The sequence below is a fragment of the Pseudomonas sp. LBUM1663 genome (genome assembly GCF_059695905.1).
In genome coordinates this window covers 3332234-3344970 of the sequence record NZ_CP166792.1, presented here as the reverse complement: position 1 = coordinate 3344970, position 12737 = coordinate 3332234, and the positions used below count along the sequence as shown (strand labels likewise).

General features: G+C 60.6%; 9 protein-coding genes. 5 read left to right on the top strand and 4 right to left on the bottom strand.

Annotation, left to right across the window (positions count from 1 at the left end; translation table 11 throughout):
• Positions 1 to 13: 13 nt before the first annotated feature.
• The 3 genes from glgA to ACA075_RS15240 form a co-directional block, all read right to left on the bottom strand.
• Positions 14 to 1600, bottom strand: a complete 1587-nt coding sequence (gene glgA / locus ACA075_RS15250) for a glycogen synthase GlgA (protein ID WP_497293564.1) — start codon at positions 1598 to 1600, stop codon at positions 14 to 16.
• Positions 1601 to 2149: 549 nt separating this feature from the next.
• Complete coding sequence (locus ACA075_RS15245; protein ID WP_497293563.1) at positions 2150 to 3163, bottom strand: aldo/keto reductase; 1014 nt, start codon at positions 3161 to 3163, stop codon at positions 2150 to 2152.
• A gap of 69 nt (positions 3164 to 3232) precedes the next feature.
• The gene (locus ACA075_RS15240; RefSeq protein WP_497293561.1) at positions 3233 to 4132 is read right to left on the bottom strand and encodes a LysR family transcriptional regulator; all 900 of its coding nucleotides are present in this window, start codon (positions 4130 to 4132) and stop codon (positions 3233 to 3235) included.
• Between the two features lie 424 nt (positions 4133 to 4556).
• Between ACA075_RS15240 and ACA075_RS15235 the strand changes: the two genes are divergently transcribed.
• On the top strand, positions 4557 to 4919 hold the full coding sequence (locus tag ACA075_RS15235) for a DUF6124 family protein (RefSeq protein WP_497293559.1): 363 nt from the start codon (positions 4557 to 4559) through the stop codon (positions 4917 to 4919).
• Between the two features lie 496 nt (positions 4920 to 5415).
• Here the strand turns inward: ACA075_RS15235 and ACA075_RS15230 are convergent, their stop codons facing one another.
• Entirely contained in the window at positions 5416 to 6726 is a 1311-nt protein-coding gene (locus ACA075_RS15230) for an MFS transporter (protein ID WP_497293557.1), read from the bottom strand.
• Between the two features lie 169 nt (positions 6727 to 6895).
• Between ACA075_RS15230 and ACA075_RS15225 the strand changes: the two genes are divergently transcribed.
• The 4 genes from ACA075_RS15225 (at position 6896) to ACA075_RS15210 (ending at position 12662) form a co-directional block, all read left to right on the top strand.
• Entirely contained in the window at positions 6896 to 8008 is a 1113-nt protein-coding gene (locus ACA075_RS15225) for a sugar diacid recognition domain-containing protein (protein WP_497293555.1), read from the top strand.
• 310 nt (positions 8009 to 8318) lie between these two features.
• Entirely contained in the window at positions 8319 to 9461 is a 1143-nt protein-coding gene (locus tag ACA075_RS15220; protein ID WP_497293553.1) for a glycerate kinase, read from the top strand.
• Between the two features lie 344 nt (positions 9462 to 9805).
• Positions 9806 to 11431, top strand: a complete 1626-nt coding sequence (locus ACA075_RS15215) for a methyl-accepting chemotaxis protein (RefSeq protein ID WP_497293551.1) — start codon at positions 9806 to 9808, stop codon at positions 11429 to 11431.
• A gap of 43 nt (positions 11432 to 11474) precedes the next feature.
• Positions 11475 to 12662, top strand: a complete 1188-nt coding sequence (locus ACA075_RS15210; RefSeq protein WP_497293549.1) for a pyridoxal phosphate-dependent aminotransferase — start codon at positions 11475 to 11477, stop codon at positions 12660 to 12662.
• Positions 12663 to 12737 lie beyond the last annotated feature (75 nt).

Genomic DNA, 12737 nt, shown 5'->3' with positions numbered 1-12737 from the left:
GACAACCTCTTTTTTACTGTTTGCCCGATTTACCCAGGGCTTTGGCGACCAGTTGTTCGTAGAGTTCGGCGTAGGGTTCAACCGCCTTGCACCAGTTAAAGGGTGCGGCCATGGCGCGGCAACGCATGGCGTTGAGCAGGCCGGGGAAGGCGAACACCTTGAATGCTCGGCTCAGGGCCTCTTGATAGCTTTCGACCGTGGATTCGTCGAACAGGAAGCCGGTCACGCCGTTTTCAATGGTGTCGGCCAGACCGCCGGTGTTGCGTGCCACCGGCAGCGAGCCGAAGCGCTGGGCGTACATCTGGCTCAGGCCGCAAGGCTCGTAACGGGACGGCATCAGCAGGAAATCACTGCCGGCGAACATGCGACGGGCGTCGGTTTCATTGAAGCCGATGCGCACGCCGATTTGCCCGGGGAAGCGCAGGGCGAGTTCCCGCATGGCTTGTTCTTCTTCAGGCTCGCCACGACCGATGATCGCGATCTGGCCACCGTTGTCGACGATGTATTCGGAGACCGCTTCGGTCAGGTCCAGGCCTTTCTGATAGACCAGGCGCGAGACCACGGCGAACAGCGGGCCTTCTGAGTCCTCCAGGCCGAACAGATCACGGACATGAGCGGCGTTGACTGCTTTGCCGTCCCAGTCGCCAATGCCGAACGGGCAAAACAGGTGCGGGTCGGTGGCGGCGTCCCAGCTTTCATCGATGCCATTGGGAATACCGCTGAGCAGGCCTTGCTGGGTCTTGGCGGCGAGAAAGCCGTCGAGACCGCAGCCGAAGGCCGGCGTGGTGATTTCCTGGGCGTAGGTGGCGCTGACGGTGGTGATGTGGCTCGAATAGGCCATGCCGGCCTTGAGGAACGACATCTTGCCGTAGAACTCCATGCCTTCCTGTTGCAAGGCATGATTCGGAATGCCGAGTTCCGGGCACGAGCCAAGGCTGGTGACGCCTTGATAGGCCAGGTTATGGATGGTGAACAGCGTCGGGGTGCGCTGTCCACGCCAGTGCATGTAGGCAGGTGCCAACCCGGCGGGCCAGTCATGAGCATGCACCAGATCCGGGCACCAGTGAATTTGTGCAAGATTGGCGGCGATATCGGCGGCAGCAAGGCCCAGGCGAGCAAAACGAATGTGGTTGTCCGGCCAGTCGCGGCCGTTGTTGGCACCGTAGGGCGAACCTTCGCGCTCGTAGAGTTCGGGGCAGATCAACACGTAAATGACCAGACCGTCCGGCATGTCCATGCGTCCGATCTTGCAGGGTGGCAGTGCGGCGTGCCCACCCAGTTCACCGATGATATGGATCGGGTTTTCACTGTGCAGCACTTGCGGGTAACCGGGGATCAGCACCCGCACATCGTGAAGGTGAGACATAGCCCGGGGCAGCGCTGCGGAAACGTCGCCCAAACCGCCGGTCTTGACCAGATCGGCAATCTCGGAGGTCACAAACAACACTTTCTTTCTGTTCGGATTCTGACTGGCAGCCGGTGACAGCGTTTTGGTGCCTGGTACGCTGATCGATTGGGCGCTCGGAGCATTCACGGCGCTCGATTCGCCGACCTGCTGATGAGCACGCTCTCCCTGAATATCTAAAGCCGCACTAATCATATGAATCTCCCGTGTTGTTGATCTAATTCTAGGTCTGGCACCAACGGTGATCGTGGCCAAATCCTGTGGCCGGGCGCAAACGCGCTTCGCATCGGTGAGCAAGTGCTGCCCAATGCGCTAATGCAGAAAGGGTGGAGGGGCCGTTGCAAGGAATGCACCAGTCGCTGAGGCCCTACCTTTAACCTGACCTCTGGCCAGGACCAAAAGTTTCGAGTTTCTTACCACCAGATGCCTGACCGGTTTTACCTCGCGAAAATGAGTCTAGGCCAGATCCTAGAGCGGGGCAGGTCAACTGGCGAAATTGTTCGACAATCGGTTGGGAGAGGGTAAAGGCACAGCGCTTGTAGGGGGAAACGCACCGACGAAGGGCAGGTTTATTTTTCAGGATGGGTCAAAGCGGGACTGGCGAGTCACGGAAATGGGCGGGGTTTGCCGGGGGTTGCACCATTGCAGTGCGATCTGTTGGCGGTGGAGGGCCCCATCGCGGGCAAGCCCGCTCCCACAGGATTTATGCGATCCCTGTGGGAGCGGGCTTGCCCGCGAAAAATATCAAGCCAGACGCGGTTTACGCCCTGACACAAAATGACTCACATCATTGAACCCTGGCGTCGACGAATGCCCCGGTGTCACCAGCGAATCAATAAAAGCTTCATCTTCAGCCGTAATCTTCACCGTCTGCGCTTTGGTGTACGCATCCCACTGTTCCTCGGTGCGCGGTCCGACAATCGCCGATGTGACGGCGCTGTTGTTCAACACCCAGGCAATCGCGAACTCGACAATGCCCACGCCACGCTCCTGCGTGTACCGCTGAATCTGCTGGGCAATGCGCAACGACTCCACCCGCCATTCGGTTTCCAGAATGCGTTTGTCAGCACGACCGGCGCGACTGTTGGCGTCCGGCTTTACGTCCGGTGCGTACTTGCCGCTGAGCACACCGCGCGCCAGCGGACTGTAAGGCACCACGCCCAAACCATAGTTTTGCGCGGCCGTGATCTGCTCGGTCTCGGCCTGACGGTTGACGATGTTGTACAGCGGCTGACTGATCACGGGCCGGTCGACCCCCAACTGGTCCGCCACCCGAATCACCTCGGCAATCCGCCAGCCACGGTAGTTGGACAGCCCCCAATACCGGATCTTGCCCTGGCGAATCAGATCGCCAATCGCCGACACGGTCACTTCCAGCGGCGTGTTGTGGTCTTCGCGGTGCAGGTAATAGATGTCGAGATAGTCAGTGCCCAGACGCGTCAGGCTGGCATCGAGGCCATTGAAGATATGCTTGCGGCTCAACCCGCTGCGGTTCGGCAGACCGTCGACCGGGCCGAAACCGACCTTGGTCGCCAACACCCATTCGTGGCGGTTGCCGGCAATCGCTTCGCCGACGATCTCTTCGGAACGGCCGCCGGTGTAGACGTCCGCGGTGTCGATGAAATTGATGCCCTGGTCCCAGGCCTTGTCGATGATTCGCAGGGAATCTTCGGTGCTGGTCTGTTCGCCGAACATCATGGTGCCCAGTGTCAGGGTCGACACCTGTAAACCCGAATGACCCAGCGTGCGATAGCTCATGACGAAATCCTTTTGCCGGTGGGAAAGCTTCAATCAAATACCAGAACGTCTGCGCGCAGAAAAGTGAATTTATCGGCAAAGTGCATGACAACGCTCTTGCAGAAACGCCTGCAACACCTTGACCCGCTCCAAGACCTGCACCCGATGCGGACACAGCAAATTGAACGGCACACTTTCGCCTTGCCAGTCATCAAACAGCGTCACCAGCCGCCCGGCCTTCACATCGGCGGCAACGTCGAGCCAAGCTTTGTAGGCAATGCCATGCCCGGCCAACACCCAGCGGCGGGCCACTTCGCCGTCATCGGTGAGGTAGTCGCCGCGCACCTCAACCTCCAACACTTCATCCTGCCGACTAAAACGCCAACTGTTATAAGGCCGGCCGTTACGCAGGTAGAGCAGGGCGCTGTGCTCGCTGAGGTCCGCCGGCGTTTTCGGTGTGCCGTTGCGAGCGAGGTATTCAGGACTGGCGCAGGCCACACGACGATGCCCCGGCAGAATCGGCAACGCCACCAGCGTTGAATCGCTGGGCACCCCGAAACGCAACGCCACGTCGACGGTTTCGCGAAAGAGGTCTGAGTGGCGGTCATTGAGCAGCAGTTGCAGCTGGATATTCGGGTGCTGGCGCTTGAAATCGTCCAGCCACGGCAGCAACACATTGCGCCCGAAATCTGAAGGCGCGGCCAGTTGCAACACGCCGCTCAAGCCTTGAGTTTGATGCTTGAGCGCTTGCTCACCTTCCGCCAGCGCGGCCAGTGCCAGACGCACACTTTGCAGATAACGCCGGCCTTCTTCGGTCAGGCGCATGCTGCGCGTCGAGCGCGCGAACAGGCGGATGCCGAGGCGGGTTTCCAGACGTTTGAGGGCGATGCTGGCAGCGGCGGGGGTGAGTTCCAAAGTGCGGGCGGCGGCGGAAATGCTGCCGGAGTCGGCGGTGCGGACGAAGATCTCCAGGTCGAGGATCGAGCTCATGGGTAAAAATCCTTTAAAGATCTGGCGTTTTTACCGGGATTTTTTGTGGATTGGCAAGGTGAGGTGCGTAATAAACAGCAATGTTTAACGGACACCTTCAGACACGTACTAAGGCTACACAACCTTGCGCCGTTGCCTACGACTGCGCCAGAATCCGCCGGCTTGTGCGCCTTGGGCCTGGGTTTTATCGTTTCCCGGTCGCTGAAGAACAGCGATCGGGTTTGGTAGCCCGGTTTTTCACAAGGGTGCAACGCACCATTAATTGAGTCGGCTTTTCGTCTCAGTTTTATGGTGGTCATGCACAGGGCGTCTTCGGACGCGCCGGTTTCCTTGTGCCCGGTCTACCAACCTGCGTATGGCCACCACCCTTCGTTTGGTAGCAAGGGTGATGGCTCCATTTTTGGTAGCACGAGGAGTTTCATCTATGTTCAAACCAACCCCAAACCCACCAGAAACGGACGACGTTTCCCCCTACGAATCCACCGATTCAAAAAAGCTCAACGAAGCCGCCGAGCGCGCGCTCGATTTCCACTTCCCATCCAATGCCGACATCAAAGCCACCCCGCGAACGCGCAGCACTTTGTTTTCCGTAGACCCCGAGGCCACGACCGAAACCCTGGCGGTGTATCTGGTCGAGACGCTGGCGTCGGTCGATGTGATGGTTCACCAGTTGGTGGATCATCTGGAGGGTGAGTCGCGTTATGCGCTTTTGGGTATTTCGAACAGCATCATGATGGCGGAGATCACGGCGAACCGGGTGCTGGATAACGTTGGCCCGCAGGGTTAGCGTCAACTCTGGAGAGAGCACGTACTTCTGGAGGAGCGCTTACTTGTGGCGAGGGAGCTTGCTCCCGTTCGGCTGCGCAGCAGTCGTAAAACCGGCTTGCGCGGTGTGCCTGAAAAGCTCTCGGTTTCAGCTTTTGGGGCTGCTTCGCAACCCAGCGGGAGCAAGCTCCCTCGCCACAAAGTCCTGTCTAATCACAAAAGTGTGTCTAATCACAAAAGTGTGTCTGGCCACAAAAGCCAGTCTGATCACAAAAGAGTGTCTGGCCACAAAAGTGTGCCTGATCAGAAAAGCCTGTCTGACTTACCTGAGTGAGTCTGACTACGAAAGCATGGATGTCTATGCAAAATGAAAAACGGCCCGGAAGGGCCGTTTTTTGTTGATCGTTCCCAGGCTCCGCGTGGGAATGCCTCTAAGGACGCTCCGTGTTCCAGCTCTGGAAAGGGACGCGGAGCGTCCCGGGCGAGGGTGTCCTGAAGTTTGTGTAAACGATCATGCCTTACACCCGCAACGTCCGCGTCATGCGCAGTGCCAACAAGCCGCCGCACACGATCACGCCCGCCAGCAGATACAGCGCCGCATCGGTCGAGCCGGTGCTGTCCTTGACCCAACCCACCAGGTACGGACTCAGGAAACCCGCCATCTGCCCCATGGAGTTGATCAACGCCAAACCGCCCGCCGCCGCGCCCGCGCTCAACATCGCTGTCGGCACCGGCCAGAACATTGGCAAACCGGTGAGGGCGCCCATGGTGGCGATGGTCAAACCGAGAATCGCGATGGCCGGGGTCGTCGCGAAGTTCACGGCAATCAACAGACCCACCGCGCCCATCAGCATCGGCACCACCAAATGCCAGCGACGTTCTTTACGCAGGTCCGCCGAGCGACCGACCATCAACATAAACACCGCCGCCAGTAGGTACGGAATCGCACTCAACCAGCCGATCACCAGGTTATCGCTGAAGCCCAGGTTCTTGATGATCGACGGCAGCCAGAAGTTGATCGCGTAGACGCCGCTCTGGATGCAGAAATAGATCAGGCCGAACGCCCAGATCGCCGGGTTCTTGAACACGGCCAGCAACGAGTCGGTGGAGGTTCTCGGTTTGTTGGCAAGGTCTTCGGCGTGGTCGGCTTCCAGCACCGAACGCTCGAACGGCGTGAGCCACTTGGCATTGGCGTAGCTGTCGCTCAGCAGGAAATAGGCGAGGGCGCCGAGGATCACGGTCGGGATGCCTTGCAGCAGGAACATCCACTGCCAGCCCGCCAAACCGCCCTGGCCCGCGGCGAAGTGGTTGAGGATCCAGCCGGAGAACGGGCTGCCGAGCAGGCCGGACACCGGGATCGCCGACATGAACAGCGCCATGATGCGGCCTCGGCGGAAGGTCGGGAACCACTGCGAGAGATAAAGCACCACGCCCGGGAAGAACCCGGCTTCGGCCGCGCCGGTGAACAGGCGCAAGGTGTAGAACTCGGTCGGGGTGGTGACGAACAGCAGACAGGTCGAGAGCGTGCCCCAGACGATCATCATCAGCGCGATCCAGCGCCGTGGGCCGAATCTGGTCAGCGCCAGGTTGCTCGGCACGCCGCACAGCACGTAGCCGATAAAGAAAATCCCGGCCCCGAGGCCGTACACGGTTTCGCTGAATTTCAGCGCGTCGAGCATCTGCAGTTTGGCGAATCCAACGTTGACCCGGTCGAGGTAGTTGAACAGGTAGCAGATGAAGATGAAGGGGATCAAACGCAGGGTAATGCGTTTGTAGACGGCGTTTTTGTCGTCAACGATGGCCTGGGTAGCGGCGGCGCTCTGTGACATGGCGGGCTCTCTCTTTATTATGATTTTTTGCGATGCGCAGGGTAACGTTGATCGCCCTGAGAGTCTCGGCCACCCTCGGGGTGGCTGTCTTTGTGCCTGAGCACAGGGTTTGCAACCCAGCCCTGTGCGGGTGAACAACCCGTCCCATCACGCCTTGAAGGATCCCGATATGTTCGAACTCGATCACGACCTGGCCCAGGACATCGTCGACCGGGCGATGGCCATCCTGCCGTATAACGTCAACGTCATGGACAGCCAGGGATTGATTCTTGGCAGCGGCGAACCGGAGCGGATCAATACCCGCCATGAAGGCGCGCAATTGGTGTTGGCCAACGGCCGGGTGGTGGAAATCGATGCGCAGACGGCGATTCATCTCAAAGGCGTGCAGCCGGGGATCAACTTGCCGCTGTTGCTCGATCAGCGCTTGATCGGTGTGCTGGGGATTACCGGTGAACCCGAGCAACTGCGTACCTATGCCGAGCTGGTGCGGATGACCGCCGAAATGTTGGTGGGCCAGCGCAATCAGCAGGCCGAGCAGCAATGGCGGCGTCAGCGTTGCGATGATCTGCTGGCGCTGCTGCTGAGTGAGGCCGGGGATTCGCCGCGCTTGCTGGATGAAGCGCAGCAATTAGGCCTGAAACCGCAAATGACGCGGGTGCCTTATCTGTTTGAGTTGGGCATGGAACACGGTCCCGGGCAGACGGTGGATGCGCTCAGTGCCTGGCTGACCTCGCGCTACCCGGACAGTTGGTGCGTGAGCTCGGCGAAGTCGTCGTTGCTGTGGTGCCGACCGGCGAGTCAGGCGATCGAGAATGAACGGCTGCTGGAAAAACTCGACGGCCTGGGCTGGAACATTTTGCGCATTGCCGTGGGTGGGCAAGCGGATGGACTGTCCGGGTTGCGACGTTGTTATCGACGGGTCGGCGACTTGCTGGCGTATGGGCGCGAGGTGTTGCCGCGTTCGCGTTTACTCACGCTCCACTGTTATCGGCTGCCGGTGATGCTGTGGCGGCATCGCAACGATGACGCGCTGGATGAATTGCTCAAACCACTGCGCAAAGTCATTGCCAAGGACGGCAACGGCCAACTGCTGGCGACTTTACGCAGCTGGTGCGAGCACGACGGGCAGAGTCAGGCATGTGCGGATGCGCTGGGGATTCATCGCAACAGTTTGCGCTATCGGATGGAGCGGATTGCCGAGTTGAGCGGGGTTGATCCGCTGAAACTGGATGGGATGCTTGCGTTGTACCTTGGTGTCCAACTCCTCCCGCAAACCGACTGACCAACCCCCCGTTTCTGTAGCAGCCGTTGTGGCGAGGGGGCTTGCCCCCGTTCGGCTGCGAAGCAGTCGCAAAACCTGAACGCACCGGCTATCTGATGCACCGAGTTGTCTGAATTACGACTGCTTCGCAGCCGAACGGGGGCAAGCCCCCTCGCCACAACGTCAGCTGCTACAAGCTGCTACAACAAGTGTGTAGGTCGGGAGGTTTTGTGGAAATGAACAATAAACGCCACCCCCGCTTGTGCAGCGGACCGGCGTTATTGTGCAGGGCTGCTGGCAGCATGGAACGCATTGGAACTGGAGAATTCGCATGAAAATCGTCATCGCCCCCGATTCGTTCAAGGACAGCCTGAGTGCCCAAGGTGTGGCCGATGCCATTGCCCTGGGATTGGCAGAGGTCTGGCCCGATGCGCAATTGGTCAAATGCCCGATGGCCGACGGCGGCGAGGGCACCGTTGAGTCGATTCTGGCGGCGTGCGAAGGCGAATTACGCAGGACCCAGGTTCGCGGTCCGCTCGGCATCACCGTCGATGCCGCTTGGGGCTGGTTGCCGCAAACCCACACCGCAATCATCGAAATGGCCGAAGCCAGCGGCCTGCAACTTGTGCCGCCGAGCCAACGCGATGCGTGCGTCAGCAGCACGTTTGGCACCGGTGAACTGATCCGTGCCGCGCTGGATGCCGGGGCGCAACGGGTGATCCTGGCCATCGGTGGCAGCGCCACCAACGACGGGGGCGCCGGGGCGATGCAGGCGCTGGGCGTGAAGTTGCTGGACGTAAAAGGACAAGCGCTAGCCCCGGGTGGTCTGGCGTTGGCGCAACTGGCTCACATCGATCTGAGTGCAATCGACCCGCGCCTGGCCGAGGTGCGCTTCGACATCGCGGCCGACGTCAACAATCCCCTGTGCGGTCCGCACGGCGCTTCCGCGATTTTCGGTCCGCAGAAAGGGGCCTCGCCCGAGCAAGTCCGGCACTTGGACGCTGCCCTCGGACACTTTGCCAAGCTCTGCGCCCAGGCGTTGGGCAAGGACGTCCAGGACGAACCGGGCAGCGGCGCGGCGGGTGGGTTGGGATTTGCGGCCAAGGCGTTTCTGGAGGCGCAATTCAAGGCCGGCGTGGAAGTCGTCGCCGAGTTGGTCGGGCTGGCTGAAGCCGTGAAGGGCGCCGACCTGGTCATCACCGGCGAAGGGCGTTTCGATGCACAGACGTTGCGCGGCAAGACACCGTTCGGCGTGGCGCGCATTGCCCGGGAGCAGGGCGTTCCGGTGATTGTGATCGCGGGGACCTTGGGCGAGGGTTATCAGGATCTGTATGAACATGGCATCGATGCCGCGTTTGCCCTGGCCAGCGGGCCGATGACGCTGGAGCAGGCGTGTGCCGAGGCGCCGCGGTTGTTGCGTGATCGGGCGAGTGATATCGCGCGTGTTTGGCGGATGGCGTGTCGCAAGCCCTAACCAAAACGGTCAGCACACAGGAATCTTGTGGCGAGGGAGCTTGCTCCCGCTGGGCTGCGAAGCGGCCCCAAAATCTGCGGCCGCTGCGCAGCCGGACGGGAGCAAGCTCCCTCGCCACAAATGTTCATCAGGCCACAGCTGTGTTTCAACGGTGAAACACATGAAGTCCCGAAAATATTTTTCTCGAATCCCCGCGAAAATCCTAATTCCCAGCCGATATACCTATCAGGCGCACACAAACCTATTACAAAAGTTGCGCCCGGCTGAGCCCGCGTGCCCCAACGCCCGCCACTCCGTCATCACCGCAAGGACGCTCGCCGACTCAATCACCCGAGTATCGTCCTATGTCCCTGCGTAATCTGAATATCGCACCTCGAGCCTTCTTGGGGTTTGCCTTCATTGCCTTGCTCGTCATCGTGTTGGGCGTGTTTGCGGTGAATCGTATGTCGATCATCCGCCAGTCCTCGATCGACATGGCCAGTACCCAACTGCCCAGCGTCGGCTTTTTGGGCAATGTCACTGAAAACATTCTGCGCATGCGCATCCTGTCGTTCCGCATTCTGGTCAACCGCGAGCCGGCCAGTTTGCAGGAAGCTGAAACTCGCATTGCAGTGCTCACCGACAAGGCGCGCAAAGCCCAGGCCAGCTATGCCGAGTTGCCGGCGGGCCCGGAAGAAGCGGCGCTGTACAAGGTGTTCAGCGCGACGCTGGACAATTACATGCAAGCTCAGCGCGACATGATGGACCTGTCGCGCCAGAACAAGGTGGATGAGATGCGCACCTTGATCAATACGCGAATCAAGGACGGCACCGACCTGATGGGCGAGCAGCTGAATAAGCTGGTGGCGTACAACCAGGATGGCGCCAAAGCGGCCGGCGTGCTGGCTGAAGAAAACTACAACACCGCCGTGAACGGCATCATCCTGGTGTCGGTGGTGGCATCGCTCCTGACCGTGCTGCTGGCCTGGCTGCTGACCCGCAGCATCGTCACGCCGCTCAATCGCGCGGTGCAGGCGGCGGAAACCATTGCCGGTGGCAATCTGATCAAAGCCATCGAGATCGACGGCAAGGACGAACCGGCGCGCTTGCTCGGTGCCTTGTCCGTCATGCAAGACAACCTGCGCAAAACCATCGAACAGATCGCCGGTTCCGCCACGCAACTGGGCGCTGCCGCAGAAGAACTCAGCACCGTGACCCAGGAAGCGTCGCGCGGCCTGCAACAACAGAACAACGAAATCGAACAAGCCGCCACGGCGGTCAACGAAATGACCGCCGCGGTGGAAGAAGTCGCGCGCAACGCCGTGTCGACCTCCGAAGCCTCGAATCAGTCGACCCAGGCCGCCCGTGAAGGCCGCGACCGCGTGGTGGAAACCGTTGATGCGATCCAGACCATGACCCACGACGTGCAAAACACTTCGTTGATGATCGAAGGCCTGGCCGCACAGGGTCGCGACATCGGCAAAGTGCTGGACGTGATCCGCGCCATCGCCGAACAAACCAACCTGCTGGCGCTCAACGCTGCCATTGAAGCGGCCCGAGCCGGTGAAGCCGGACGCGGCTTTGCTGTGGTCGCGGACGAAGTCCGGGCCCTGGCCCATCGCACCGCGCAATCGACTCAGGAAATCGAAAAAATGGTCGCCGGCATTCAGAACGGCACGGGCGAAGCCGTCTCGTCGATGCAGCAAAGCAATCAGCGCACCCAGAGCACGTTGGAGATGGCTCGCGCCGCTGGTGTGGCGCTCGAGCAGATTACCCAGTCGATCCACTTGATCAACGAACGCAACCTGGTGATTGCCAGCGCGTCGGAAGAGCAAGCCCAGGTGTCCCGTGAAGTCGACCGCAACCTGGTGAACATCCGCGACCTCGCGACCCAGTCCGCCGCCGGTGCCAATCAGACCAGCGCCGCGACCCATGAACTGTCACGCCTGGCGGTCGATTTGAATGCGATGGTGGCGCGTTTCGTGATTTGAGATAGGGTTGAGACTGTGAGTCCGCGCGCGACAGGAGAAACACATGCGCTATTCAGCCTTGACCCAACGAATCGCCGGCGATGGAGCGGCAGCCTGGCAGATTCATGACCGAGCGCTGGAACTGCGCGAGCAAGGAGTCGATGTGCTGCTGCTGTCGATCGGCGATCCGGATTTCGACACGCCGCCGCCTATCGTGCAAGCGGCCATCGACAGCTTGCGGGCTGGCGACACGCACTACCCGGAAGTGCGCGGCAGTCGTGGATTGCGCAGCAGCATCGCGCGGCGCCATCGACAGCGCAGTGGTCAGGCGGTGGACGCCGACCATGTGATCGTGTTTCCGGGAGCGCAATGTGCGGTGTATTCGGTCGCGCAATGCCTGCTCGATCCCGGCGATGAGGTGATCGTCGCCGAACCGATGTACGTGACCTATGAAGGTGTGTTCGGCGCTTGCGCGGCCAAGGTGGTGCCGGTGGCGGTGCGACCGGAGAACGGCTTTCGCGTTGACCCGGCGGATGTGGCGGCGCTGATTACGCCGAAGACCCGTGTCCTGTTGCTCAACAGTCCGAACAATCCGTCCGGTGCAAGCCTGTCCTTGAAGACCTGGCAAGCGCTGGCAGCGTTGTGCGTGCGCCATGATCTGTGGCTGATCAGTGACGAGGTCTACAGCGATCTGTTGTTTGAGGGCGAACACATCAGCCCGGCAAGCCTGCCGGGCATGGCCGAACGCACTGCGACGGTCAACAGCCTGTCCAAGTCCCACGCCATGAGCGGCTGGCGCGTGGGTTGGTCAATCGGCCCGAAAATGTTGGCCGAGCACCTGGTGCATTTGTCGTTGTGCATGCTGTTCGGCATTCCCGATTTTGTGCAGAAAGCCGCGCAAGTGGCACTGGATGAAGACCTGCCGGAAGTGGCGCTGATGCGTGAGGAATATCGCCAGCGTCGTGATCTGGTATGCGCCAGGTTGAATGGTTGCCCGGGGATCCGCCCGATCCGGCCGGATGGCGGGATGTTTGTGATGGTGGATGTACGGCCGACCGGGCTGTGCGCCCAAGGCTTCGCCGAGCGTTTGCTCGAAGGGTATGGCGTCTCGGTACTGGCCGGGGAGGCGTTCGGGCCGAGTGCGGCGGGGCATATCCGCATCGGGTTGGTGGTGGATCAAGTGAAACTGGCGGATGCCTGCCGGCGGATTGCCTTGTGTGCGGCGGACCTGCTCGAAGCGCGGCGGGCCTGAAGGTTTTGTGTTGGCAATACCGGCCTCATCGCGAGCAGGCTCGCTCCCACACAGGATCTGTGGCGTTCACAAATC

What these genes read in the sequence shown, in the direction of transcription:
- ACA075_RS15235 (WP_497293559.1), top strand. Translation starts at nt 4,557, where the DNA reads ATGTTCAAACCAACCCCAAACCCACCAGAAACGGACGACGTTTCCCCC.
- glgA (WP_497293564.1), bottom strand. Translation starts at nt 1,600, where the DNA reads ATGATTAGTGCGGCTTTAGATATTCAGGGAGAGCGTGCTCATCAGCAG.
- ACA075_RS15220 (WP_497293553.1), top strand. Translation starts at nt 8,319, where the DNA reads ATGAAAATCGTCATCGCCCCCGATTCGTTCAAGGACAGCCTGAGTGCC.
- ACA075_RS15245 (WP_497293563.1), bottom strand. Translation starts at nt 3,163, where the DNA reads ATGAGCTATCGCACGCTGGGTCATTCGGGTTTACAGGTGTCGACCCTG.
- ACA075_RS15240 (WP_497293561.1), bottom strand. Translation starts at nt 4,132, where the DNA reads ATGAGCTCGATCCTCGACCTGGAGATCTTCGTCCGCACCGCCGACTCC.
- ACA075_RS15210 (WP_497293549.1), top strand. Translation starts at nt 11,475, where the DNA reads ATGCGCTATTCAGCCTTGACCCAACGAATCGCCGGCGATGGAGCGGCA.
- ACA075_RS15225 (WP_497293555.1), top strand. Translation starts at nt 6,896, where the DNA reads ATGTTCGAACTCGATCACGACCTGGCCCAGGACATCGTCGACCGGGCG.
- ACA075_RS15230 (WP_497293557.1), bottom strand. Translation starts at nt 6,726, where the DNA reads ATGTCACAGAGCGCCGCCGCTACCCAGGCCATCGTTGACGACAAAAAC.
- ACA075_RS15215 (WP_497293551.1), top strand. Translation starts at nt 9,806, where the DNA reads ATGTCCCTGCGTAATCTGAATATCGCACCTCGAGCCTTCTTGGGGTTT.